General features: G+C 60.2%; 20 protein-coding genes. 8 read left to right on the forward strand and 12 right to left on the reverse strand.

From position 1 onward, the window contains the following. Positions 1-37: 37 nt before the first annotated feature. Complete coding sequence (pepN, locus tag BSG20_RS05770) at positions 38-2,686, reverse strand: aminopeptidase N (protein ID WP_072372215.1); 2,649 nt, start codon at positions 2,684-2,686, stop codon at positions 38-40. Between the two features lie 433 nt (positions 2,687-3,119). On the opposite strand from pepN, the gene BSG20_RS05775 reads away from it, so the two are divergent. Together BSG20_RS05775 and BSG20_RS05780 are read left to right on the forward strand one after the other, a co-directional pair. After that, a complete protein-coding gene (locus BSG20_RS05775) occupies positions 3,120-4,049 on the forward strand; it encodes a DMT family transporter (protein WP_072372218.1) in 930 nt (309 codons plus the stop codon). 210 nt (positions 4,050-4,259) lie between these two features. Then, on the forward strand, positions 4,260-5,111 hold the full coding sequence (locus BSG20_RS05780) for a hypothetical protein (protein ID WP_072372221.1): 852 nt from the start codon (positions 4,260-4,262) through the stop codon (positions 5,109-5,111). 100 nt (positions 5,112-5,211) lie between these two features. Here BSG20_RS05780 and BSG20_RS05785 read toward each other — a convergent pair whose 3' ends face one another. The 6 genes from BSG20_RS05785 to BSG20_RS05810 all read right to left on the reverse strand — a co-directional run bounded on the left by BSG20_RS05785 (position 5,212) and on the right by BSG20_RS05810 (position 13,341). Continuing rightward, the gene (locus BSG20_RS05785) at positions 5,212-5,403 is read right to left on the reverse strand and encodes a hypothetical protein (RefSeq protein ID WP_072372224.1); all 192 of its coding nucleotides are present in this window, start codon (positions 5,401-5,403) and stop codon (positions 5,212-5,214) included. Positions 5,404-5,552: 149 nt separating this feature from the next. Beyond that, positions 5,553-6,425, reverse strand: coding sequence for a uracil-DNA glycosylase (locus tag BSG20_RS05790; RefSeq protein ID WP_072372227.1), 873 nt, complete (start codon positions 6,423-6,425; stop codon positions 5,553-5,555). A gap of 59 nt (positions 6,426-6,484) precedes the next feature. Continuing rightward, a complete protein-coding gene (locus BSG20_RS05795) occupies positions 6,485-7,777 on the reverse strand; it encodes an Hsp70 family protein (RefSeq protein ID WP_072372229.1) in 1,293 nt (430 codons plus the stop codon). Positions 7,778-7,944: 167 nt separating this feature from the next. After that, positions 7,945-11,061: an efflux RND transporter permease subunit gene (locus BSG20_RS05800; protein ID WP_072372231.1), complete on the reverse strand. Its 3,117-nt coding sequence runs from the start codon at positions 11,059-11,061 to the stop codon at positions 7,945-7,947. After that, positions 11,058-12,341 carry an efflux RND transporter periplasmic adaptor subunit gene (locus BSG20_RS05805; RefSeq protein WP_072372234.1) on the reverse strand — a complete coding sequence of 428 codons (1,284 nt, stop codon included), beginning with the start codon at positions 12,339-12,341 and terminating at the stop codon, positions 11,058-11,060. The genes BSG20_RS05800 and BSG20_RS05805 overlap by 4 nt, the downstream gene beginning before the upstream one ends. Positions 12,342-12,552: 211 nt before the next feature. Further along, positions 12,553-13,341, reverse strand: a complete 789-nt coding sequence (locus BSG20_RS05810) for an SDR family oxidoreductase (protein WP_072372237.1) — start codon at positions 13,339-13,341, stop codon at positions 12,553-12,555. Positions 13,342-13,589: 248 nt separating this feature from the next. On the opposite strand from BSG20_RS05810, the gene BSG20_RS05815 reads away from it, so the two are divergent. Together BSG20_RS05815 and BSG20_RS05820 are read left to right on the forward strand one after the other, a co-directional pair. Beyond that, positions 13,590-15,254, forward strand: coding sequence for an electron transfer flavoprotein-ubiquinone oxidoreductase (locus BSG20_RS05815; RefSeq protein ID WP_072372240.1), 1,665 nt, complete (start codon positions 13,590-13,592; stop codon positions 15,252-15,254). Positions 15,255-15,263: 9 nt separating this feature from the next. After that, on the forward strand, positions 15,264-15,794 hold the full coding sequence (locus tag BSG20_RS05820) for a GNAT family N-acetyltransferase (RefSeq protein WP_072372243.1): 531 nt from the start codon (positions 15,264-15,266) through the stop codon (positions 15,792-15,794). A gap of 56 nt (positions 15,795-15,850) precedes the next feature. On the opposite strand, the gene BSG20_RS05825 is transcribed toward BSG20_RS05820, so the two are convergent. Beyond that, positions 15,851-16,756 (reverse strand): DMT family transporter, encoded by a 906-nt coding sequence (locus tag BSG20_RS05825; protein WP_072372246.1) that lies wholly within the window; start codon positions 16,754-16,756, stop codon positions 15,851-15,853. Positions 16,757-16,901: 145 nt separating this feature from the next. On the opposite strand from BSG20_RS05825, the gene BSG20_RS05830 reads away from it, so the two are divergent. Then, positions 16,902-17,372, forward strand: a complete 471-nt coding sequence (locus BSG20_RS05830) for an Lrp/AsnC family transcriptional regulator (protein WP_072372249.1) — start codon at positions 16,902-16,904, stop codon at positions 17,370-17,372. Positions 17,373-17,405: 33 nt separating this feature from the next. Here BSG20_RS05830 and mgtE read toward each other — a convergent pair whose 3' ends face one another. After that, positions 17,406-18,782: a magnesium transporter gene (gene mgtE, locus BSG20_RS05835; protein WP_072372252.1), complete on the reverse strand. Its 1,377-nt coding sequence runs from the start codon at positions 18,780-18,782 to the stop codon at positions 17,406-17,408. Between the two features lie 286 nt (positions 18,783-19,068). Then, a complete protein-coding gene (locus BSG20_RS05840; RefSeq protein ID WP_072372255.1) occupies positions 19,069-20,082 on the reverse strand; it encodes a zinc-binding alcohol dehydrogenase family protein in 1,014 nt (337 codons plus the stop codon). Positions 20,083-20,186: 104 nt separating this feature from the next. Here BSG20_RS05840 and BSG20_RS05845 point away from each other — a divergent pair, with 104 nt between their 5' ends. Continuing rightward, on the forward strand, positions 20,187-20,585 hold the full coding sequence (locus tag BSG20_RS05845; protein ID WP_072372266.1) for a winged helix-turn-helix transcriptional regulator: 399 nt from the start codon (positions 20,187-20,189) through the stop codon (positions 20,583-20,585). Here the strand turns inward: BSG20_RS05845 and BSG20_RS05850 are convergent. Further along, positions 20,559-21,773, reverse strand: coding sequence for an MFS transporter (locus BSG20_RS05850; RefSeq protein ID WP_072372269.1), 1,215 nt, complete (start codon positions 21,771-21,773; stop codon positions 20,559-20,561). The two genes, BSG20_RS05845 and BSG20_RS05850, sit on opposite strands and share 27 nt — an antisense overlap. A 310-nt stretch (positions 21,774-22,083) precedes the next feature. Between BSG20_RS05850 and BSG20_RS05855 the strand changes: the two genes are divergently transcribed. Continuing rightward, positions 22,084-23,028, forward strand: coding sequence for a diacylglycerol/lipid kinase family protein (locus BSG20_RS05855; protein ID WP_072372271.1), 945 nt, complete (start codon positions 22,084-22,086; stop codon positions 23,026-23,028). A 96-nt stretch (positions 23,029-23,124) separates the two neighbouring features. Here BSG20_RS05855 and BSG20_RS05860 read toward each other — a convergent pair whose 3' ends face one another. Then, positions 23,125-24,504 carry a glutamine synthetase family protein gene (locus BSG20_RS05860; protein ID WP_420884114.1) on the reverse strand — a complete coding sequence of 460 codons (1,380 nt, stop codon included), beginning with the start codon at positions 24,502-24,504 and terminating at the stop codon, positions 23,125-23,127. A gap of 53 nt (positions 24,505-24,557) precedes the next feature. Here BSG20_RS05860 and BSG20_RS05865 point away from each other — a divergent pair, with 53 nt between their 5' ends. Continuing rightward, positions 24,558-25,925: an aspartate aminotransferase family protein gene (locus tag BSG20_RS05865; RefSeq protein WP_072372273.1), complete on the forward strand. Its 1,368-nt coding sequence runs from the start codon at positions 24,558-24,560 to the stop codon at positions 25,923-25,925. Positions 25,926-25,930 lie beyond the last annotated feature (5 nt).

Here is a 25,930-nt window from a genome sequence, read left to right on the forward strand (position 1 = left end):
AGCCGCTGTGGGTGGTGCAGCGGCTTGCGATGGCAAATCACCCTTTGAGAGTGCGTTCGACGATGTCGCGGACGTCGGTCGAAAGCTCGGCAGCCCGTTCGATTTCCAACAGGGACAAGCGGGCGTGGTCCTGCCTGACCGGCTCCAGGGAGCGCCAGGAGCGCATTGACGTCAGGATGCGGGCCGCCAACTGAGGGTTGCGCCGGTCGATGTCGAGGATCTCGCGGGCGAGGAAGCGGTAGCCTTCTCCATCGGCGCGGCCGAAGCCAGTCGGATTTGCGAAAGCAAAGGTACCGACAAGCGAACGAACGCGATTGGGGTTGGTCCTCTTGAACAGAGGGTTCTCCATCAGCTTCAGCACCCGATCGAGCGTGCCGGCGCCGGGTATGGTTGCCTGCACTGAGAACCACTTGTCGACGACCAGTGCGTTTTCAGCGAAACGATCCCGGAAGATCGACAACGCTTCGGCAGCTTCCGCACTGTCGGGAAAGCGGTGCGCAAGGATCGTCAGCGCATGCAGCAGGTCCGTCATGTTGTTGGCAGCATCGAAGGCAGCCTTGGTGCGAGCCGGCGAATGTTCCGCGTAGGAAAGGTAGGTCAGTGCCGCGTTGCGCAAGGCGCGGCGACCCGCACTTGTTGCGTCCGCGCTGAAGGCGCCCGGCGTTGTCATCGAACCATAGAGTGCGACGAATGTCTCCCGTCCCGCGTCGGCGACGTGCTTGATCACCGCCTGGCGTCCGGCATGGATGGCGTCTGGATCGTTGTTGCCACCGAGTTCGCGGGCGATGTCGGCTTCGCTTGGCAGGGCCAGCGCCTGGGCGCGGAAGGCGGGCTCGAGGCCCTCGTCAGCCGCGGCAATAACCAGGGTGTCGACGAATGTCGCCTCAGAACCGACAGTCTTTCCTTCGCGGGCATCGCGCGCCGCCTTCAGAAGGTTCGGAAGTGCAAGGTCCGTCAGCGCCTGCCAGCGCGCAAAATGGTCTGTCTCGCAGCGGGCAAGCAGGGCGAGGTCGGCGGGCGACTGGTCGAAATGGAGATTGATCGGTGCCGAGAAGCTGCGATTGATCGAAACAACTGGCCGCGTTGGAACGCCGTGGAATACGGCCATTTGCGTGCGCTCGATCAGATGTAGCACGCTGCCCGTATACTCCGCACCTTCGACAAAGGCCGGAGCCATGGCGGCACCATCCTGCGCGAAGAGCTGCAGGCTCAGCGGGATGTGCATCGGCTTCTTGTCGGACTGGCCGGGCGTTGCGGGGATCATCTGCTCCAGCGAAAGGCTGAAGGTCTTCGCTGCGGCATCGTATGAGCCGGAGGCCGTAACCAGCGGCGTGCCCGCCTGATGATACCAGAGTGAGAACTGTGTAAGGTCGCGTCCGCTGGCGTCCTCGAAGCATTTGACGAAGTCCTCGATCGTCACAGCCTGGCCATCATGACGATCGAAGTAGATGCCCATTCCCTTCTTGAAAGTCTCCTTGCCGAGCAGCGTTGCGATCATTCGCGTAACTTCGCTGCCCTTCTCATAGACAGTCGTCGTATAGAAGTTATTGATTTCGCGGTATTTTATCGGTCGAACGGGATGAGCGAGCGGACCTGCATCCTCCGGGAACTGCTCGGATTTCAGGTGACGAACCTCGGCGATGCGCTTGACCGGGCGAGAGCGCTGATCGGCCGAGAACTCGTGATCGCGATAGACGGTCAATCCTTCCTTCAGGCACAGCTGGAACCAATCGCGGCAGGCGATGCGGTTGCCGGTCCAGTTGTGGAAGTATTCGTGGGCAATGATCGCTTCGATGTTGGCGTAGTCGCTGTCGGTGGCCGTTTCCGGATCGGCAAGGACGTACTTGTCGTTGAAGACATTGAGCCCCTTGTTCTCCATGGCGCCCATGTTGAAATCGGAGACTGCGACGATCATGCAGATGTCGAGATCATACTCGCGTCCGAAGACGTCTTCGTCCCACTTCATCGAGCGTTTCAGCGCGTCCATCGCATAGGCCGCACGCGACTCTTTGCCGTGCTCGACATAGATCTTCAGGGCGACCTCGCGACCGGACATCGTCGTGAACGTGTCTTCGATGATGCCGAGATCGCCGGCGACCAGCGCGAAGAGATAGCTCGGCTTGGGATGCGGATCGAACCAGGCAGCAAAGTGTTTGCCTTCGCCATAGCCGGCGCCGCCGAGGAAATTGCCGTTCGACAGCAGCAGCGGATTGGCGGACTTGTCGGCAATGATATTGACCGTGTAAGGCGCCAGGACGTCGGGGCGGTCGGGGAAATAGGTGATGCGGCGGAAGCCCTCTGCCTCGCACTGCGTGCAGTAGATGCCGCCGGTGCGGTAGAGGCCCATCAGTTTCGTATTGGCTTCGGGGTTGATGATGGTTGTGATCGTCAGTTCGAACGGATCGGATGCCGGTAGATCGCGCACTGTCAGGCTTTCCGGCGTCACGGTGTATTGATCCGCCGGCATTTCCATCTGGTCGAACAGCAGGCCGGAAAGCGCAAGTTCATCGCCATCGAGCACCAGCGAGGCCTTGGGGTCGACGCCCTCGCGGCGATGGAAGATCAGTCGTGCTTCGACCTTGGTTTCAGTCGGATCGAGTTCGAAGGTAAGGTCCACGCGTTCCAGAACGAATTCGGTGGGCTGGTAGTCTGCCAGATTGATGACCTGGCCGGTATCTGTACGCATGATGTTCCCTGAAGACCTTGAGCGGATGGCTGCTTCGTCTGCGGAGTGGGCACTCCGCCACAAATTTTGAGGGCATGATTACAATAAAGTCTGAACTAAAGTTAAAGCGAAATCGCGGCAGCGGAAGATTTGGAGACGCTGGAAGCGGCTATATGTGGGCGGATCTGGGAATGGGATCTGAGGCTGATGGCTGCTTTGATCCTCATCGTCTTGAGTTCGCTGAACGACGATTCTGCGTCGTCTTTACAGCGCTGAGATCTCGGGATTTGTACCAATTCCCTCAAGTCGCCACGCCTATCGAGCAGGCGTGGCGGTGGCTCTGTAAACTTTCCGATTTTCTATCTGTTCATTCGTCGCAACGACTGTCACAGTCACGCTGCGTCGAGTCTGGCGCATTCTCCCGCCTCAAAACAGCAATACAAGAGTGCAAGACATGCGGTCGGCTACGGTAAACCCGATGAGGGGCATTGCGTTCAAGGTCGGCTCGGTTGTTGTCTTCCTTGCAATGCAGACCTTCATCAAGCTTGCCGGCAGCGACATCCAGCCGGGGCAGGTGACCTTCTGTCGTTCCTTCTTTGCGCTGTTTCCGATCATGGCCTACCTGGCCTATCGCGGGCAGCTGCGATCGGCATTTTATACGGCCAATCCGATCGGACACCTGAAGCGGGGGACGCTCGGCATCATATCGATGGGACTAGGCTTCTACGGGCTCCTGCACCTGCCGCTACCGGAGGCAATTGCGCTCGGCTACGCGATGCCGCTCGTCGCGGTGATTTTTGCGGCGCTGTTCCTCGGTGAAACCGTACGAATCTACCGCTGGAGTGCGGTATTTTTCGGAATGGTGGGCGTGGCCATCATATCCTGGCCGAAGCTCACCCTTTTTCGGGAGGGCGGCATCCATTCCGAGCAAGCGATCGGTGCGATCACGGTGCTGCTGGCTTCCGTGCTCGGCGGCATGGCGATGATTCAGGTGCGGCGACTGGTGGAGGAAGAGAAGACGGCCACAATCGTTCTCTATTTTTCGATCATTGCCACAGTGTTCTCGCTCGTGACGGTTCCGGTCGGTTGGCAGGTCCTTGATCTGAAACCGCAATTGCTTCTCGTTGCAGCCGGCTTCTGCGGCGGCGTGGCGCAGATCCTGTTAACGGAGAGCTATCGGCACGCAGATGTCTCGACGGTTGCTCCGTTTGAGTACACATCGATCGTCATCGGAAGCGTCATCGCCTATTTTGTATTTGGCGATGTCCCAAGCGGCAGCACGCTGATGGGGACTGCAATTGTCGTGGCAGCCGGGATATTCATCATCTATCGCGAGCACCAACTTGATCTGGAGCGGCGAGCCGCCAGGCAAGCCGGATCGTGAAGCCGCCTTAATCTTATCTTTGTGATCATGTCGCGGAAGTTCTCTCGTTATGCGGGAGGATTTCAAACGAAATAGTGACGTGAGCGAACGTTTGTTGCGTCTTATGAACTTGACGAAGCTTCATTTATTCGCGAATGCGCATGTTATGGGTTGATCGGACGGCGTGGTGCCTGGGGTGCCGACGCCGGGCATGTGCGCGGCGGGAGAAAAATGCCTTTTAGTGCCGAAGACTTGGTTGCGAACCCGCAGTTCATCCTAGCCATTCGTTTCCACGCGGGGCGCATGCGCGGCATGTTCGATGCTGGCCCGCGACTGGCACGATTGCTTGCATCCCAGCAACGCTGGCTGCTGACGCAGACCGCCTTTGCCCTTGCCATGGAGCGCGATCCTGCTGATCCGGCCTCAGGCTTCACTGCCGTGCGGCTGACGGGCGAGATCACGTCCCGCAAGGTGGCCAGCCGCAACACGGTGTTGAGCTTCATCGACGAACTCTTCACCTACCGCTTCATCGCCTATGAGCCGGGGGCGGAGCGGCGGCGCCCCCGCCAGTTCGAGCCGGCAGAGATCAGTCATCAGGCGATGTTTGGCTGGCTGGTCTCGAACCTCGGAGCCCTTGATCTGCTGGATGGCGGAAACCGGGTTGCCCATGTCGAGGCCCACCCTGAATTGATCCGCATCATGCAGCCGCGGATCGCGCGCAATTGCCTTCAGGATCCGCAGTGGCGGGAGCCCTCAGAGCATGTGGCGCTTTTCCTGTGGAACGATGCTGGAGGGCTGATCGTCGATCATCTTGTCTCCCGGATCGATCTGGAAGGAAATGACCCCGACCGCGTCGTAGTCGGTCATCTCGACAGTCGCGCCCTGGCGGCGGATTTCATGATATCGCGCACGCACTTGCAGCGGCTTTTCGCCAAGGCGGCGCAGCAAGGATCTCTTGGCTGGAATGCGACCGACAGGAAACCTGTACTCTGGATCTCGCGCTCGTTCGTCGAGCAGTACAGTCTGTGGCAAGCGATCAAATTCGCCTATGTTGATGAGGCGTTCCACTGGGGGACGAGATAGTGTGGCAAGGCGCGGCCGGCTGAGAGGCCAGATCGGCGATAATCGCGCTTGGTGACACGGTGCGCAATGGGCAAGAGGCCAGCAAATGCCAGCCTCGACCTTAGTATTGCTGGAAATCCGCAAACATCGTGGCGGGACGCGCGATGCGCCCGCTGGCGCCAGTCCCACGAGCAACCATCTGCTCGTTTGTGGCGAAGCCGATGCGGTTGTAGCTTTGCGTTGTGCGACCCTGCTCATTGGCAAGGCGAAGGGTTTCAAACCCGCAGTGGATAGAACGAAAAGGTGCAGTCATTGCCTTGGTTCCTGTTGATTCCTCCCAAGACACCCCATCATATTGCACTGCAGCATGAGATTTTCAATGCATTAGAATAAGCGGCAGGTATGCATAAATCGCATGGATCTTTTCATAAAACGTTTAGATTTGCCTATTTGGAGGGCATATTAGAGTGCCGCCAGTTTGGCCTGAAAAGCCAAAAGATCGTTCCAGGCCAATCGTTTGTTGACGGGTGCCGTCAATAGATCTTGCGGATGCAATGTCGCGATCGCAGGAACGATGCGGTGTCCGATCGCGATCTCCCGCCATTGCCCGCGCAAGCCGTGAATCGTATCGGTCTCGCCGAAAAAGACCCGGGCGGCAAAATTGCCGAGCACGAGAATCGCCTTTGGCTCGGCAAGCGCGATCTGCCGCTCGATGAAAGGACGGCAGATATCCATCTCGGCGGTCGACGCAATGCGATTGCCAGGTGGTCGCCAGGGAATGACCTGGGTCAGCACTATGGCATCGCGTTGCAGGCCGATCGCCGCGAGCATTTTGTCGAGCAGTTGGCCAGGTCGCCCGGCAAAGGGTTGGCCTTCACGATCGTCGTCGGCCCCGGGCGCCGAACCGATGACCATGATCCCGCTTGTGGCATCTCCGCTAGCGAAGATCGTCGAACGTGCGCTGTGCTTGAGATTGCATCCATTGAATGCCTCAATCGCCGTTTTCAGCTCCGGCAGCGAACGGGCGCTTTCGGCCGCGAAGCGTGCCTGTTGCACGGCCTCGCCATCGGGGATCGAAGGCTGCGGCCGCAAAACCGCACGCTCGGGGGCAGGGGCGTTCCTTTGCGTCGCCTGAACTGCTGGGCGGGCCGAGGTTTCCCGAGCTTCGGTGGCCTGCGGCGACGAGGCCGCGCTCCGCTTAGCCGCCTTCAACGCCTCGAACTCAGCGAAGCGATTGACGGCTTCCTCTTCGAGCAGCCATTCCACGCCCGCTTCGGCATGGAAATGCAGAAGCGCGGCGAGTTCGCCCGCAGAAAGTTCGTTGACGCAGATCATGGCGGGGACTTTAGCGAAGCCGCGACGTCAAAGAAAGAGCGCGTTGGCCGCAGGACGACCTATTGCACCGTCCATTGCGTGATGTCCTCGCGCTCGCCGATCAGTGCCAAGCCGTGCGCGATCGAAAGCAGCTCGCCGCCTGTCTCGATCCGGTCCTTGTCGAAGCGCTCGGTAAAGATTCGACGCACAGCCGGGACAAACGACGTGCCTCCCGTGAGGAACACCTTATCGATCATGTCTGATGTCGTGTTTGTCTTTGCCAGCACCTCATCAAGCGCCGTTTCGATTCGCGCGAGGTCATCTGCAATCCAGGTTTCGAAATCGGCCCGGCGGATTGTCCGGTGTCCACCACGACCGAGGGGGGCAAAGTCGAAGGCGGCCTCGTCGGCCGCCGAGAGCGCCATTTTCGTGGCCGATACGGCCTGATAGAGGGGATAACCCTCGTCGTGATCGACCAGATCGATGAATCTCTCAAGCTTCTCGGGTTCGAGTGCCACGCGCACGAGCTTTTTGAGATCCTCGAATTCGCGCGATGTCTTGAAGATGGAAAGCTGATTCCAGCGGCCGAAGCTCGAATAGTAGTTCGTCGGAACTTCAAGGATCTTGTCGAAACTCTTGAAATGGCTCCCCTTGCCGATCTGCGGGGCCACGATGTTGTCGATCATGCGATAGTCAAAGTGGTCGCCGGCAATTCCCACGCCCGAATGACCGATCGGGGTTGCTGTCAGTTTTCCGCCGACCGTTTCGAAGCGGATGAGCGAATAGTCGGTCGTACCACCACCGAAGTCGGCGACAAGCACAGTGGCGTCCGACTTCAGATTCTGCGCGAAGTAGAATGCCGCCGCCACGGGTTCGTAGACATAGTGAACCTCGGGAAAGCCGAAGCGGGAAAGCGCCTCGTTGTAGCGCTCTGTCGCCAGAACCGGGTCGGGGTTCGCGCCGGCAAAATGCACCGGGCGGCCGGTAACGATGCGTTTGACATCGGAGGGCCAGTTGTCACCGGCGTAGTTGCGCAGGCGCCGAATGAAGACCTCCATCAGATCCTCGAAACTGTGACGCTTTGCGTAAATGAGTGTGCCCTGGAAAAGAGCGCTTGCCGCAAAGGTCTTGATCGATTGCAGGAACCGACAATCGCCCGCATTGTCGATGAATTGCCGGATCGCGGCGTGGCCGGCCTCGACCTTCAAGGCGGACGCGCCGAGTTGCCGATCCTTCATGAAGGACAATGCAGTGCGCATGCTGTCGGCGCCGCCGGCGGCGCTCGTGAAGGCCATCGAATGCGTCGTCTGCCCGTCCGCCGTCGCCAAAACTGTGTTGGTTGTGCCGAAGTCGAATCCCAGCGCCTGAGCCATGCTCGCACCTCATCATGCCGATTGTTTTTTGGGAACGGAGGCAGGCTCCGCAAAGGCGCGCAACGACGCGCCCTAATTCAAAGAGGGCGCGTGATGCCACAGAGGCCGTCGTTATTCAAGGCTTCGAGCGAAAAATGCAGCGGGCGCCATTGGCGCCCGCTTGTCTTTCATTCGGCCGCCATTGCCTGAGGCACTTGCTCGTTGTCCTCGGCTTTCTTCCTGCGTCCAAAGCTGAGGAGCCAATCGCTGAGCCTACCCATCTCGACGAAAATCACCGGGGTGATGAACAGTGTCAGCGCTTGCGAAACGACAAGACCGCCGACGACGGCAATGCCGAGGGGCTGGCGAAGTTCAGAGCTTGCCCCAGTCCCAAGAGCGATCGGAAGCGCACCGAGGAGGGCGCAGAAGGTCGTCATCATGATCGGTCGGAAACGTCGGACGCAGGCTTCGTGGATCGCTTCCGATGGCGACATGCCATTGCCGGAGCGCAGGTTCTCCAGCGCTACGTCGATCATCATGATCGCGTTCTTCTTGACGATGCCGATCAGCATGAGCAGGCCGATGAGGGCGATGATAGAAAGGTCGAAGCCCATCACTTTCAGCGCCAGCAACGCGCCCAGTGCTGCGGCCGGCAGGCCGGAGAGAATCGTCAACGGGTGAATGAAGCTCTCGTAGAGCACACCCAGCACGACGTAGATCGTCAGCACGGCTGCCAGGATCAGGAGCGGGGTGTTGCCCTGAGACTGCTCGAATATCTGCGCAGTGCCGCCGTAGGACGTGAAGACGTCCGCGGGCATGTCGATGTCTTTCTTGATTTGATCGATTGCCGCGGTGGCGTCACCAAGCGCCTCGCCTGCAGGCAGGTTGAAGGAGACGGTCGTCGAGACAAGCTGGCCGGTCTGGTTGATGGTCACCGGGCCGGTCGTGCGCTGAACGGTCGCAAAGTTGGACAGGGGAACCAGGGCGCCACTGTTGGACGCGACTCGGATTTCCTGAAGCTTCTGATCGTCCCAGGGCTTGCTGGTGTCGTATTCCACGATCACATCGTAGCTGTCGCCAGTCGACTGGATCTGTGCCGCCGTATATCCCCCAAAGGCTTCCTGCAGGGTCGTCCGCAGCTGTGCGTCGGTAATGCCGAAGGCCGCGGCCTTCTCCGTATCGACGACGATATTGGCCTGCAACGCGTTGTTCTGGGCGTCGGAAGTGACGTCGGTGAAGCGCGGGTCGGCACGCATCGCTTGCTGAATCTTGTTGGCCCAAAGGTTCGTCTGATCGGCGCTCAGCGCCTGGACGACGAGTTGGTATTGGCTCGCAGTCTGGCGGCCGCCGAAGCGGAGGCTTTGCTGAGGCGTAATATAGGCCTGCAGGCCGGGGATCTTGCTGATGCTCGCCCGCAACTCCCTCAACGTCTGGTCAAGCGGTGGGCGCTGATCCTTGTCCTTCAATTCGACATACATCGTGCCATTGTTGAGCGGGCTGCGCGCATTGCCGCCAACGATCGACATGACGTGGTTGACGGCAGGGTTTTGCTTCACGAGTTCCGCCGCCTGGTTCTGCAGCGCCTGCATCGCCGGATAGGAGATATCCTGACGAGCGCGCGTCGAGATGTTCAGGCGACCGATATCCTCCGTGGGGAAGAAGCTCGCCGGCAGCGTCATGAACAGATAGATGGTCAATCCGACAGACGCCAAAAACAGCGCAAGCACCGTTGGACGATGCTTCAAGCACCAGCCGACCGATTTCTCGTACCCCCGGAGCGTCCGTTCGAAGCCGGCGTCGAACCAGCGGATAAAGAACGGCGGGCGCTCGTGGCCGCTGCCGAGACGGGACGCGAGCATGGGGGTTACCGTGAGCGACACGATTGCGGAGGCCACGATTGCAATGGCAACGACCATGCCGAACTCGTTGAAGATGCGGCCGACGACGCCACCCATCAACAGGATCGGAATGAATACCGCGATCAGCGACACCGACATCGAGATGATCGTGTAGCTCACTTCGCCGGCACCCTTGATCGCTGCATCGAGAACAGGCATGCCTTCCTCGACATGCCGGAGAATGTTTTCCAGCATGACGATCGCGTCATCGACGACGAGGCCGACCGCAAGTGTCAGGCCAAGCAGCGAGATGTTGTCGATGCTGTATCCCAGCGCGTACATCATGCCGAAGGTGGAGATCAGCGACAGCGGCACCGCGAGCCCGGGAATGATCGTCGCCGTCAGATGGCCGGTAAAGAGGTAAATGACCAAGACGACGAGGCCGATCGTCAGGAACAGCGTGAACTTCACGTCGCTGATGGCATCGCGGATCGGCTTGGCCGAATCGTTCATGACCTTCGTCGATACCGATGCCGGAATCTCCGCGTGCAGCCCCGGCAGCTTCGCGTTGATCGCCTCGACCACCTCAACGGTGTTCGCATCGGGCTGACGCTGAATGGCGAGGATGATGCCACGATTGCCGTCGTACCAACTGCCTGTGTAAAGATTCTCGACGCTATCTTGCACATCGGCAACATCGCCGAGATGGATCGGTGCGCCATTCGGGTTGGCGATCACCAGTGTCCGGAATTCGGCGGCATTGGTACGTTGGGTATTGGCATTGATCGTCATGCTCTGCGTGTCGTTCTGCAGAGAGCCGACCGGAACTTGGCTGTTGGCCGCAGCCAGGGCCTGGTTGACCGTGTCGATACCGATGCCGCGGTTGAGAAGCTTGTTGGGGTCGACCTCGACCCGCACCGCGTAGGTCTGCGCACCGAATACCGACACCTCCGCGACACCGGGAAGCGTCGAAAGCGAGGGCGAGATGATGTCCTCGGCAATCTCATCGAGCTTGCTGCGGGGCATGGTATCGCTCTGCACGGCAAGCAACATAACGGGTGCGTCGGCAGGATTGGTTTTCCGGTAGCTCGGCGGCGTCGTCATGTTGTCCGGCAACTGACGCGTCGCATGCGAGATCGCCGCCTGAACGTCGGCGGCTGCGGCGTCGATGTCACGGTTGAGGTCGAACTGCAGGACGATGCTCGTATTGCCGAGCGAGTTTGTGGCGCTGATCTCGCTGATTCCGGGAATTGTCTGGAACTGCTTGATCAGTGGCGTCGCCACCGAGGTCGCCATTGTCTGCGGCGAGGCACCGGTCAGGGCGGCCGAGACGTTGATCGTCGGGAAGTCCACCTGCGGCAAGGCTGCCACCGGTACCAGCTGATAGCCGGCAAGGCCGGCAAGCACGACGCCGATGGCAAGCAGCGTCGTCGCGACAGGACGTCGGATACAGAAATTCGGTATCATTCTTCCGTGCCCGCTGTGAGGATTTCGGTCTTGTTTGCGGCGTGGTCCGCGGAGGCAACGTTCAATGCCTTATCGTCAAACTGCTCCTTCACGGGCTGCTGGTCGACAAGTTGTGCCTGTCCCTCGATGATGACGTGGTCGCCCTCGGAGAGGCCCTTCGTAATGGCGCTGAAGCCACCGTTTGCTCGTGCCACCGTTACGGGCGAAAGATGAGCCTTGCCGTCGCGCACGACAACGGCGAAGAAGCCGTCGGCGCCCGGACTGACCGCAACGGTCGGGACTACAACCTGCTGCTCATTGTTGTTGAAGTGGACAACGATGTTGACCGATTGGCCGGGCCAGAGGGCGCCGGACGCGTTCTCAAACTTCGCCTTCGCGAGGATGGTGCCGGACGCCGGATCAACGGTGTTATCGTAGAAGCTGATGTGACCCTGGCGCGGCTTGCCCTTGTCCGATTGGGGGACGGTGCTGACGTCTACTGGTCCTGCGGCGAGTGCAAGCTTCAACTGCCGCAGGTCACGCTCTTGCAGGTGGAACTTCACGTAGATCGGATCGTATTTCGCGATCGTTACGATCGCCGAGCCGGCATTCAGAAAAGCTCCAGGACTGACGGCAATATCACCAAGGCGTCCGTCGAAGGGCGCGCGGATATCGGTATGTTCGAGCAGGACCTGATCAGCAGCGAGAGCCGCCTTGTCTGCCTCAACCGTGGCCGATGCTGTGTCGCGCGCTGCCTTTGCCTGATCATAGCTTTGCTGTGTGCCGGCCTTTGAGCTCAGCAAGTCGTTGGCACGTGCCAGTGCAGTTTCGGCCTCTGCCAGGGTGGCCTGGTCGCGGACGACCATGGCGCTGTCCTTGTCGACCGTTGCTTGCGCCGTGCGGGCATCAAGCTCGGCGATGAGGTCTCCCTGTTTTACGGTGGCGCCGTCCGACGCGAGGATTTTGGTAACGATCCCCTGTTCCTGGGCCGCGATCGTCGTGTTGTCGTCGGCGTCCGCCCAGCCCGAAGCCGTGACGTCTCGGGGCAGGGTGGTCTTTACCGCGGCGACAGTCTTTACCAGCGTCGGTCCGCCATTGCGGTTCCGGCCCTTGCCGCTGCCCTTCTGATCACCGGATTTCTGGGATGCATCGCCCGCCGTTGGGTGACTGCCGTCGGCGGCATCAGCCTGCTGCGGCGTCTTGGGTAAAAATTGCGAAAGATAAGGGATGCCTTCCCTATACCGCCATGCGCTAACGCTGGCAGCAGCGATGATGCAGACCGTGACCAAAAATTTCTTCATGAGCGAGACCGGGTTGGGGCAAATTGCGGGTAAATCCAGGCTCTATTGAACCACGCCTATTACGGCGCAAAAAAGACACAATTTCCCAACCGGCCATCACTAAGTGGTTATAATAGCTTAAATTTCTGTAATGAAAGAATGTGCTGATGTGACCTTTCGCAGGCGTCAACAAGGTTCGGCCGCACAGGTTTTTGCAATTTCCCTTTTGCAATCAGACGGATCGCGCCGCGCCGCCATCGCAGCGCACCAGGCTGCCGGTAATGTAGCTCGCCGGCTGGCTGCAAAGAAAGGCAGCCGTTGCTGCGAACTCTTCCACCGTTCCGTAGCGACCGACGGGAATCGCCGCTTCCTTTGCGGTGCGGATGTCATCGAGGCTTTTGCCGGTGCGCTTGGCGGCGGCGCCATCGAGATCGTCAAGCCGCCCAGTCAGGATGCTCCCGGGAAGCAGCAGGTTCGAGGTGATTCCAAAACGCCCGATCTCCGTTGCCACCGTCTTGCTCCAACCGGCGAGGGCAGGGCGCAGGGTGTTTGAAAGGGCAAGATTGGCTATGGGTTCGATAACGCCCGATGATGCGACGGTGAGAATGCGCCCCCAGCCTTGTTCCTTCATGGATGGCAACAGTGCATTGGTGAGCGCAATGACCCGCAGGACCATAGAGAAGAAATAGGCCTCGAGCTTCTCGGGCGTCATGTCCTGCGTCGTTCCCGGCGTCGGGCCGCCGGTATTGTTGACCAGAATATCGATGCCGCCGAACTTGTCGCGCACCGCGGCGGCCACTATCTCCACGAAAGTCTCATCGGAAAGATCGGCCCAGATCCAATCCGCCTTGCCTTTGCCCTCGGCATTGATCGCGCGACAGTTTGCCTCCAGCGTCTCGCCGCTGCGCCCGGAGAGAAGAACATGTGCGCCCTCACGCGCCAAAGCCACCGCGATGCCGTGACCCAATCCGCGCGATGACGCCAAGACGAGTGCGCGCTTGCCTTTGATGCCAAGATCCATGCCATATTCCTCCAGTCGTCCATCCCTCTATATGGTGGTGCAAAAGCCGATGAAAGTGGCGGGACGGCCATTTGTTTGGTATTTGACGTTTACGTAAACTGCATATAATTCTTTGAGGCCAGAAATGCCGTTGCGCGAATTGGGGGATTGGCTGTCGTTTCCCGGCTCGACAATGGCTCCCTGTTTTGCCAAGAGATAGTCCCATTACGGGGAAATGGCAGCAATGTCGGCCGAGCGGAGATGGATGCATGACTGATACGAGTGAACTGCCCGAACGCGAGAGCATGGAATTCGACGTGGTGATCGTCGGTGGCGGTCCTGCGGGGCTTTCGGCTGCGATCCGTCTGAAGCAGGTCAATGCGGAGCTGTCGGTCGTCGTGCTCGAGAAGGGGGCCGAAGTCGGCGCGCATATCCTGTCGGGTGCCGTCGTCGATCCCATTGGCATCGACCGTCTGCTGCCCGGCTGGCGCGACGAGGCTGACCATCCATTCAAGACGGAGGTGACGGACGACCACTTCCTGGTGCTCGGTCCGGCAGGCTCGGTGCGCTTGCCGAATATCCTGATGCCGCCGCTGATGAGCAATCATGGTAACTATATCGTCTCGCTCGGCAACGTCTGTCGCTGGCTCGCCACCAAGGCGGAAGAACTCGGCGTCGAAATCTATCCCGGCTTTGCCGCAACCGAAGTGCTCTACAATGAGGAGGGTGCGGTCATTGGTGTCGCCACCGGCGACATGGGCATCGAGAAGAACGGCGAGCCCGGCCCGAACTACACCCGCGGCATGGCGCTGCTTGGCAAGTATACCCTGATCGGCGAAGGCGTGCGCGGCTCGCTCGCCAAGCAGCTGATTGCCAAATTCGATCTATCCAAAGACCGTGAGCCGCAGAAGTTCGGCATCGGCATCAAGGAACTCTGGCAGGTCAAGCCCGAGCACCACAAACAGGGCCTCGTGCAGCACTCCTTCGGCTGGCCGCTCGGCATGAAGACCGGCGGCGGCTCCTTCCTCTATCACCTGGAGGACAACCTCGTTGCCGTCGGCTTCGTCGTCCACCTGAACTACAAGAACCCCTATCTCTATCCGTTCGAAGAATTCCAGCGCTTCAAGACGCATCCGGCGATCCGCGGAACCTTCGAGGGCGGCAAGCGGCTGTCCTATGGGGCGCGGGCCATCACCGAGGGCGGCTATCAGTCGGTGCCGAAGCTTTCCTTCCCCGGCGGCGCGCTGATCGGCTGTTCGGCCGGTTTTGTCAACGTGCCGCGCATCAAGGGCAGCCACAATGCGGTGCTGTCGGGCATGCTGGCGGCGGACCGGATCGCTACCGCGATCGCGGCGGGCCGTGCCAATGACGAGGTGGTCGAGATCGAGACCGACTGGCGTTCGAGCGACATCGGCAAGGACCTGAAGAGGGTGCGCAACGTCAAGCCGCTGTGGTCGAAGTTCGGCACGGCGATCGGCGTGGCGCTCGGCGGTCTCGACATGTGGACGAACCAGCTCTTCGGCCTCTCGCTGTTCGGCACGCTGAAGCACGGCAAGACCGATGCGGCGTCGCTGGAACCGGCCTCCAAGCACAAGCCGATCGCCTATCCGAAGCCGGATGGCGTTTTGACCTTCGACCGTCTCTCCTCGGTGTTCCTATCGAACACCAACCATGAGGAAGACCAACCGGTGCACCTCCAGGTGAAGGATATGGCGCTGCAGATATCGTCCGAGCACGACATCTATGCCGGTCCCTCGACCCGCTACTGTCCGGCTGGTGTCTACGAATGGGTTAAGAAGGATGGCAAGGAGACCTTCGTCATCAACGCCCAGAACTGCGTCCACTGCAAGACCTGCGACATCAAGGACCCCAACCAGAACATCAACTGGGTGCCGCCACAGGGCGGCGAGGGGCCGGTCTATCCGAATATGTGAGGAGCAGGCATGAGCGAGACGCCAGCCTGCATCATACGTCAGGCACGTCTCGACGACTTGCCGCGTCTGACCGAGATCGAAATAGATGCCTTCGCAACATTGGCGGAGGCGCTCGGCGTCGTGCGGGAACCGCACGCATTGCCGCGTGATGTCTTGCAGCGATCGCTCGATGCGGGTCTCCTGCTTGTGGCCGCCGATGACGAGGATCAATCGATCGCCTTTCTCGCGGCTGAGGAAATTGAAACCTCGCTTTACGTGATCGAGTTCGATGTTTGCCAGGCATGGCAGCGCCGAGGAACCGGACGGCGCTTGATGCTGGCAGTGATCGAAATGGCCCGTGCGGGCGGCTTCTCAGGGGTGACGCTGACGACCGATCGCGATGTGCCCTTCAATGCGCCATTCTATGCTTCTCTGGGCTTTATAGAGCCGGAACCAGAGGCAATGCCGCAGTTTCTGCAGAAGAAGCTGGACTATGAGATCGAGACCGGGATGGATCCTGATCGACGGATCGCGATGGTGCTCGCCTTTGGAGAGCCGTAGCATTCAAAGGAACGAGCCGGCGGAGCGACCGCCGGCTCGAAGGGTGCTTTGCGCCACTACCTGCGCGATGCAATGCCGGTCGAAAGGGCAACGCCAATGCCGGTGACGACAGCGGCAGCAATCTCCGCAATCCCGATCTCCTCCCCAAGCAGCACGCCGCCGCCGATGGTCGCCAGCACCGGCGTGATCGCGGTGAAGGCGGCAGCCTGCGTCCCGCCCAGCGCATGCACGGCTAGGCCATAGGCGACAGTCGCGGCGAGGCCGGAAAGGATGCCTTGGCTCAACATCTGCAGGCCGACTTCGGCAAGCGGTGCGCTGGCAATCGAGGTGCCGAAGACGATGGCAAGGCCAACATGGATCAGGCATGACCAGATGGCGATCAGCGCGCTGGCCTGCACGGCGCTCAAGCCGGAGCGACGGAAGGCGTGCGTGTAGCTTGCCCAGAGAATTGCCCCCATCGGCAGCAGGACGAAGCTGCTCCAGGGCAAGGCCGCACCGACAAGGCTGCGGACAAGCAGGATGCCGACGCCCGTGACAATCGCAGCCAAGCCAAGCAACCGTGTGAAGTCCGGTCGTTCACGGAAAACGACGATGCCGATAATGGCCGCGGCGAGCGGCATCGAACCGCCGAGCAGGATGCCGGCCGCAGATGCAGGGGTCGAATGAATCGCCGATGTGGTCAGCTGGAAGAAGACGGCGCCTGCACCGGCGACCATTGTAGCGAGCATACCAAGCGGCACGCCCTTCGGCAGCAAGCCGGTCTTCAGCCAGACGGGCGCCAGCACGAGGGCTGGAATGCCGTAACGGATCAGGCCGATATCGATCGTTCCAAGCTGTGTCGTCGCGCTGTGGCGGGTCGCCAAGATCCACGCCGCCCAGATCAGGACCGTGACGACGGCACCCGCATATCCAACAGATGTCGAAGTGGACTTTTCATTGTTTGTGAAGGCAAGGACGCTCATCGATCTCTCCTCTCATGATCGTCCGGAGGCTGTCCGGTTGAGAGAAGAATAGGCGGAAACGGCGAGGCATGTCCTTGCTATCTATGCCATCATAATGCTAGCATAAGCAATTATCTGCCAAGAAGCTCAATGGATGTTACCGATAATGCCAAATCTGGATAATTTCGATCTGGCGATATTGAAATGCCTGCAGGAGGATGCGCGCGCAACCAACGTGGAGATCGCCCAGAAGGTCAATCTGTCGCCGTCGCCTTGCCTCCGTCGAATCCGCAACCTCGAAAAGACCGGCGTCATCCGCGGCTACCGCGCGGACATCGACCGCAAGGAGGTCGGTCTCGGCTTGACTGTTTTTGTCGAACTCAAGGTCGCCCATCACAGCCGCGAGAACGCGCAAGCGCAGGAGGCGGCGTTGCTCGCCATTCCCGAGGTGGTCTCGTGTTTCCTGATATCCGGAACGGCGGACTTCCTGGCCGAGGTCGTGGTCGAGGACCTTGCAGCCTATGAGCGGCTGCTGACGGACACATTGCTGACCTTGCCGAATGTCAGCGATATCCGCTCGAACTTCGCCATCCGCAGCATGAAAACCCATGGAGCGTTGAAGCTGCCTGGGCCGTAATGAAAGCAGGGCCGATCGGCCCCGTTTTCATGCTTAGAGTAGCGTCCCGCTGAGGATCAGCACCGCGACCGAGAAGTAGATCACCAGTCCGCTCACGTCGACAAGAGTTGCGACGAAGGGCGCGGAAGCACTGGCCGGATCGAGCCGCAGCTTCTGCAGGATGAAAGGCAGCATTGAGCCGGAGATCGAACCAAAAGTCACGATGCCGATCAGCGCGGTAAAGATCGTGAAACCGACCAAGACCCAGTGCTCGCCGTAGTCAAAGAGACCAATATTCTGCCAGAGCGCGATGCGGGCGAAGCCGACGAGGCCGAGGATCGAGCCCAGCACTATGCCCGTCGGCAGTTCACGCAAAAGAACACGCCACCAGTCGGAGAGCTTGAGCTCACCGAGCGCCAACGCACGGATGATCAGCGACGTTGCCTGCGAACCGCTATTGCCGCCCGAGCTCATGATCAGCGGCACGAATAGCGTCAGCACGATCGCCTTTTCCAACTCGCCTTCGAAATGCTGCATGGCGCTTGCCGTCAGCATTTCGCCGAGGAAGAGGGCGCAGAGCCAGCCTGCACGCTTGCGGATCATGCCGGCAAAGCCGATCTTCATATACGGCTTGCCGAGTGCTTCCATACCGCCGAACTTATGGGCGTCTTCGGTCTGGTCGGCAATCATCGTGTCGATAACGTCGTCGACCGTGACGATGCCGAGCATGTGGCCGTCCTCGCTGACGACAGGCAGGGCCAGCAGATTGTGCTTGCGGATCAGCCGGGCGACATCTTCCTGCGTCATCAGCGGATCGGCACGCACAACCCCTTCCTTCTGCGCAACCGTGAGAACGGATTCGCCGGGATCGCCGGTGATCAGACGTCGCAGCGTAACGACGCTCGTCAGAACGTGGCTCACCGCGTCGAGAACATAGATGGCATACACCGTCTCGCGGGAACGCTCGACCTTGCGCACATGCTCCAGCGTCTGCTCGACCGTCCAGATGTCGGGCACGCTGACGAACTCCGTCGTCATGATGCTGCCGGCCGTGCGGGGCGGATAGCCCATCAGGTGCTGGACGGCAAGGCAGGTCGTACGGTCAAGCCGCGAGAACAGGTGCGCGCGGGCCTCTTCGTTCATTTCCTGAAAGAGGTCCGCAACGCGGTCGTTCGCCGTGGCGTTCAGCAGGCGTGCGCCGTGATCGACCGGCATTTGAGCGATGATCGCTGCGGCATTGTGCAGCTCAGGGCGGCCGAGAATACGGACAGCCTTCTGCTGCGGCAGCGTTACCAGGATTGCTGCAGCTTCGGGGATTTCAAGTGCGTTCAGCCGTTCGACGCGCTCGGCCGTCGTGATGGCACCGAGGTGGTCGTTGGTGAAGAAACGAGCGGCATGGCCCGCCCGCCGTGGGAAGCGATTGATGTTCATAGGCTCGCCTTTCCGTCGATCCGCCGCAGCGTCCGACGGGCGAGCCCGACAGGAGTCGGTCAGCGCACGAGGGCCGCGTACGGCAAAGGCAATCGACTGCTACTGTCGCTTGGCATCGTGATGATGGCTCCGTTGATATCCGCGGAAAACGGACGTAATCCGCGTATGGCTGTAGGTGGTCTCAATTGGCAGAAAAGTCAAGCGCTTGAGGCTCTTGGTGCCAGAATGCCGCACCTTCCGGCGCGGCATTTCGTTCGAGCAGCTTTTGTTTGAATCGCGGGAGGTGTTAGAAGCCCTCCAGAACCAGCTTTCCTTTCGTCCGCCCGCTTTCAATCATCAGGTGCGCCTTCTTCAGATTGGCAGCATTGATCGTGCCCAGCGTCTCGCTGAGCGTCGTGCGGATCTCTCCGGCATCGACGAGTTCGGCAAGCTTGTTGAGCAGCTTGTGCTGTTCGATCATGTCGGGCGTGCCAAAGAGCGGTCGCGTGAACATCAGCTCCCAATGGATGGACGCGGCCTTGCGCTTGAACGGCACGATGTCGAGAGTCGTCGGATCGTCGATCAGCGCGAAGCGGCCCTGCGGCGCAATCAACTCAACGATTTCCTTGATGTGCTGATCGGTATTGGTCGTCGAGAAGACGAAGCCCGGGGCGCCAAAGCCGAGGGCCGCCACCTGCGCGGCGATCGGCTGTGAATGGTCGACGACATGATGGGCGCCAAGCTGCTTGATCCATTCGCTCGTTTCGGGCCGGGATGCCGTTGCAATGACCATCAGGTCCGTCAGCGCACGTGCGATCTGGATCGCGACCGATCCGACGCCTCCAGCGCCGCCGATTATAAGGATTGCCGGTGCGGCCCCCGGAACCGGATCTTGTACTCGCAGCCGATCAAAAAGCGCTTCGTAAGCGGTGATCGACGTCAGAGGCAAGGCCGCAGCTGAGGCGAAGTCGAGCGTCTTCGGTTTGCGTCCAACAATCCGCTCGTCGACGAGGTGGAATTCGGCATTGGAACCCGGGCGATTGATTACCCCGGAGTAGAAGACTTCATCGCCGGCTTTGAACAGCGTGACCTCCGGGCCGACCGCCTTGACGACACCGGCGGCGTCCCATCCGAGCACTTTGAATTCATCAGCAGCAGGCGCAACGCCAGCGCGCACCTTCACGTCGACCGGATTGACGGATACCGCCTTGATCTCGACCAGCAAATCATGACCCTTCGCTTCCGGGATCGGTAGATCGACGTCGATCAGGGACGTTTCGGCGGAGATGGGCTGAGGAACCTTGTAGGCGACGGCGCGCATGGAAAACTCCTGTGTTCGTTTGCACAGAGGCTAGATGCGTCTTATGCTCGACAAGGACAAGAATGCACAAATTCTGTACGTAGTACCAAAAAGGATACCGTCAAATGTCGCTCCCTCGTGCCAAGCTGACCCGCAACTTTCCGGGTTGCCCCGTCGAAGCGACGTTGAGTTTCCTGGACGGAAAGTGGAAGGGCGTGATCCTATTCCATCTGATGGGTGGGACGCTGCGCTTCAACGAACTGCGTCGCAAGCTGCCCTCCGTGACGCAACGGATGCTGACGAAGCAGTTGCGTGAGCTGGAGGAATCGGGCCTCGTCTCGCGGACGGTCTTCCCTGTCGTGCCGCCGCGTGTCGATTATGCGTTGACGCCGCTCGGCATAACGCTGAAGCCTGTCATCAATGCGCTCGCCGCCTGGGGGGAGGAGAATGTCTTCTGCCTCCCGGAGGGGCGCCACCTTCGCGACGTCTCGGCCGCCTCAGGCGCTCCGGCGATCGAGGCCTAGGGACGCTGCAAACACAAAGATACCGATCAACGACAGGATCGCGCCGACGTAGCCGGTGGCGGCGAAGCCGTAGCCTTGTGCAATGACCAGGCCACCGAGCCAGGCACCAAGCGCATTCGCGATATTGAAGGCGGAATGGTGCGACGCGGCAGCCAGTGTCTGCGCATCGGCGGCGACATCCATGAGACGGGTCTGGACTGCGGGACCCGCGGCAAAGCCGCAACCGATGCAGAATACACAAATGGCCAGCATGAAGGGACTGGCGGCCGTCAGGGAGAACATCGTCAGCACGACGATGTTGAAGACAAGGGAGCCGCCGATCGTTCCCATCAGCGACTTGTCGGCGAACCAGGAGCCGACGACATTGCCAACGTTCATGCCGATGCCGAAGATGATCAGCATTACGGCGACCATGCTGTCTGGCAGCATCGCCACTTGCGTCGTGGTTGGCGCGATATAGCTGAACATGGCAAACATCCCGCCGAAGCCGACGGATGCCGTCGCAAGCGTCAGGAGGACTTGCGGGCGCTTGAAGGCGCCGAGTTCCCGCCTGAAGCTTGCACCCTCGGCAACACGGTCGCGCGGTACGTAATACCAGATCAGAGCAACCGTCAGAAGGCCGATGATGCCGACGATCGTAAAGGCAAGGCGCCAGTTGAGCGACTGCCCGAACACGGTGGCGAGCGCCGTCCCGAGCAAAGTCGCGACCGTCAACCCGAGCATGACGCGGCCGACGGCGCGAGCGCGTTTGTGCATCGGCACCATGGATGCAGCGACGATTGCGGCGACACCGAAGTAGGCACCATGCGGCAGGCCCGTTATGAAGCGCATCACCGTGAAGCTCTCGAAGGTTGGCGCCATCGCGCTCAAGATGTTGCCGACGGCAAAGATGCCCATAACGAGCAGGAGCAGCGAGCGGCGCGCCATCTTTGCGGCAAGCACCGCAATGATGGGTGCACCGACAACGACGCCGAGTGCATAGGCGCTGATTACGTAGCCTGCCTGCGGAGTTGTCACCGAGAACGTGTCGGCCACATTCGGCAGAAGACCCATGATCGCGAACTCGCCGGTGCCAATGCCAAAGCCGCCGCACGCAAGCGCCAGCTGCACGAGCGCAATCGCCGTCGGCGATGGGGCTTCGACCACAGAGCTTGTGTCAATGGAATCGTTTACGGCGAGCTGGCTCAAGAGGCACTCCTTGGCATTCGATGCTTGACGTACGGGACGGAACCGAGAGCCGTGACCGGTAGGCTGGGACATGAAGGGAGATGGGGGCGATGCCCCACGGCCCATCTATCAACGATAGCTGCTGGAGGTCGAGTGCGTTTTCTGCAGTGCAGCGTCCCCTCACATGCATACGTGCCTTGCAAATTTGGTGGCCCTGCCGCCGCTCCTGAAGTTCGCCAAGCGCGTTTCAGCTTGAAATCGCGGGTGCAAGAACCATCTCTTAGCAGCGCGGGACAGGTTGTCGCCTTTTGCTGCGGATAACAGGAACCATATGAAACTTATTGGCTTTTTCAATCGCGATGGCGGGACGTTCAGAACCACCGATATGGAAGCCTATGAAAGCCGGGCCGAAGCGGTCTTCAGGGAGGCTGGCCACGATTTCAATGCAATCGTCTTCTCCGGTAGGGAGATCGTGCCTGCCATGGAGCGGGCGGCCCGCCGTGACGACATCGATGGCATCGTCGCTGGCGGCGGCGACGGGACGATCTCGGCGGCTGCGTCCATAGCTTGGAAGAACGGTATTGCACTTGGCGTCGTGCCGGCCGGTACAATGAACCTTTTCGCCCGTTCCTTGCGCGTTCCCCTCGACATCTGGCAGGCGCTTGAGACACTCGCTTTTGGCGAAGTCGATCACGTCGATATAGCCAGCGCCAACGGCCGGCCCTTCATTCATCAATTCTCGGCCGGGCTTCATGCGCGCATGGTTCGTTATCGAAATTCCTATACATACCGCTCGCGTCTCGGAAAGATCGGAGCAAGCGCGCGTGCCGCCTTCGGTGTCGTGCTCAATCCGCCCGAATTCGAGGTCGACTTTGAAGCCGCGGGCGTTTACGAGCGCCGCCGCGTTTCCGCAGTCTCGGTTTCGAACAACCCTTTCGGCCAGAATGCCTTGCTTTATGCAGACAGCCTCACCGGCGGCGAACTGGGCTTCTATACCGCCAAGCCGCTGAAACCGCTCGGCGTCGCACGCCTGGCGATCGACCTCTTGAGAGGCAAGGTGAGGGAGAATGCGGACGTGATGATCATGCATCCGGCGCAAGTACATTTGCACTTTCCCAAGCTTCATTCAAAGGCGAATTGCGTGATGGATGGCGAGTTGCGTCCGCTGGAGCGGGACGTTGCGTTGAAATTGCATCCCGGCGAACTCAAGGTTTTGGTCCGGCAAGGACTTGCGGCGCAGATTGACGAAGCCGAGCGGCGCGAAGTCGCTCCCTAGCAATCCAAGCGTTGTTATGTCGCGGGAGTTCCGGATCCGGTCAGGCGCACGTCAGCATGGTCTCATCGTCGAGCATTGATCGACGATATGTGGAGACTACAGGCGCGGCAGGTACGTGCGGTAGTCAAAATCCGAGACTGTGCGTAGGTAGGTGATGGCTTCCTTGCGCTTCGTGTCGCCGTAGAGCTTCTGGTAGCGCTTTCCGAATGTGTCTGCGATGAACGGGGAGGCGCTGAAAGCGTCGACCGCCGTCAGGAAATCGTGGGTCAGTTGCGTCGTGTCTTCTGGCGTGTGTGAAGGTGTCGTCTCCTCGCCGGGATCGAGCTCGGAATCGATGCCGAGCAGCATTCCCCCGAGAATGACAGCAAGCAGCAGATAGGGGTTTGCGTCGGCTCCGGCCACGCGGTGTTCAACGCGAGCGGCCGGGCCATTCAGATCGGGTATGCGGACAGCTGTGCCACGGTGACCGTAGCCCCAGGTCAGGTCGACGGGGGCGAACGAGCCGGGCTGGAAGCGGCGATAGGAGTTAGCGAACGGCGCGAAGACGAGTTGCGCATCCCGTATGGTTTGAAGCAGGCCGGCGCAGACAGATTTCAGCTTTCGCGGTTCGTCGCCTTTTGCATCGAGAAGATTGCTTCCATCCTTGTCGATGACGCTGGCGTGCACGTGAAGGCCCGAACCGGCATGATCGGAGTAGGGTTTGGCCATGCAGGTCGACTTCAGTCCGTGCTTGCGCGCCGCCTGTTCCACAATGCGCTTCAGATAGATGCAGTCGTCGGCGGCGGCGAGGGCGTCGGGGCGATGCAGCAAGTTGATCTCGAACTGTCCGGGGCCGAATTCCGCCGTCGTCGCATCTGCCGGTAGCCCTTGCGCCTTGGCATAGGCGCGCACGGTCTGCAGATAGTCATCGAGCGCATCGACCGCGCTCATGTCATAGAGCTGGAAGCCGTTCGGCTCGCCGCGATAAGTGAGATTGACAGGCGGCGAAGGCCGGCCGGTCTCGCGCCAATCCGGTTCGACGACGTAGAATTCGAGTTCGGTCGCGACGACTGGCCTCAGGCCGCGCACTTCATACCGCTTCAGCACGGATGCAAGGATAGCTCGGGGATCCATGAAGCTCGGCGTGCCATCGAACTCGTGCATGGTTGCAAGCACTTGCATCGAACCCTCGGGCGCCCATGGCATCGCAGCCAGGCTGCGCTCGTCCGCAATGCAATTGCCATCGGGATCGCCGACGGAAAGCGAAAGGCCGGTGATGTCGTCGTTGTCGTCCCCCCAAATATCGAGCGACTGTGTCGAGGAGGGCAGGCGCACTTCGCCGGCCCAGATTTTCTTTTGGGCGTCGAGCGGAATCTGCTTCCCGCGCAGGTCGCCATTCATGCCGACGAGCAGGAGCTCGACGCGCGGGTTGCCCGCTGCTGTGCCGTGAAGCTTGTCGTCTGCCATGATCTTGAAAATCCCCGCGGAGAAGGCCAAGGTCGTAGCCTATTGGGAAGAGGCTTTCAATCTCTGAAGGTGATTTGCAAATTATGTCCGATACTTACGCGCGCTCCAATCTCGCCGCCATCGACGCGGCACACCACCTGCATCCGTTCTCCGACATGGCGAAGCTGAATGCTGACGGCACCCGTGTCATTCAGCGTGGCGAGGGCGTCTACATCTGGGACAGTCAGGGAAAGCGGTATCTGGACGGCTTTGCCGGGCTGTGGTGCGTCAACGTCGGCTATGGGCGCAAGGAGATTGCCGACGCCGTTGCCCGGCAGATGAATGAGCTGCCCTATTACAATACCTTCTTCGGCACGACGACGACACCGGCCACGCTCCTTGCGGAGAAGGTCACCTCCCATGCGGGGCCGCACTTCAACCACGTCTTTTTCACCGGTTCCGGCTCCGAGGCAAACGACACCTGGTTCCGTATGGCGCGCGTCTATTGGAGCGCGGTCGGCAAGCCCTCGAAGAAGATCGTGATCGCCCGGAAAAACGGTTACCACGGCTCGACCGTTGCCGGCGCCAGCCTCGGCGGCATGAAGTATATGCATGAGCAGGGGGACCTGCCGATACCGGGCATCGTGCACATCGGACAACCTTACTGGTACGGCGAGGGTGGTGAGTTGTCTCCGGCCGAGTTCGGTCTGAAGGTCGCACGTGAATTGGAGGCCAAGATCGACGAACTCGGCGAAGAGAATGTCTCGGCGTTTGTGGCGGAGCCGATTCAGGGGGCCGCGGGTGTCATCATCCCGCCCGCAACCTACTGGCCGGAGATCGCGCGCATCTGCAAGTCCCGCAACATCCTGCTTGTCTGCGATGAGGTCATCTGCGGTTTCGGCCGTCTCGGGGAATGGTTCGGCCACCAGCACTACGGCGTCGAACCAGATTTTGCACCGATAGCCAAAGGGCTTTCGTCGGGCTACCTCCCGATCGGTGGTGTGCTCGTCAGCGACCGTATCGCTAACGTTCTGATCAACGAGGTCGGGGACTTCAATCACGGCTTTACCTACTCCGGTCACCCCGTTTGCGCTGCCGCAGCGCTCGAAAATCTCCGTATCATCGAGGACGAAAAGCTCGTCGAACGCGTTCGTGACGACATCGGTCCGTACTTTGGCAAGGTCTGGGGCGCGCTTGGCGAACACGATCTCGTTGGAGAGGCCGTAAGCGTCGGCCTCATGGGAGCGCTTCAATTGACCGCCGACAAGGCAGGCCGCACGCGCTTCGAAAAGCCGGATGCGGTCGGCGCGCTGGTGCGCAATAACGCTCTCGCAAACGGTCTTGTTCTGCGCGCTACTGGAGATCGGATGCTGGCTTCACCGCCACTTGTTATTACACACGAGGAGGTGGATGAGATGGCGCGTATCGCAAAGATCGCGCTTGGCGCTGCATGGAAAGAACTGCGGAACTAGAACGG

It is taken from the genome of Rhizobium tibeticum (assembly GCF_900110205.1).
Lineage (GTDB): Bacteria > Pseudomonadota > Alphaproteobacteria > Rhizobiales > Rhizobiaceae > Rhizobium > Rhizobium tibeticum.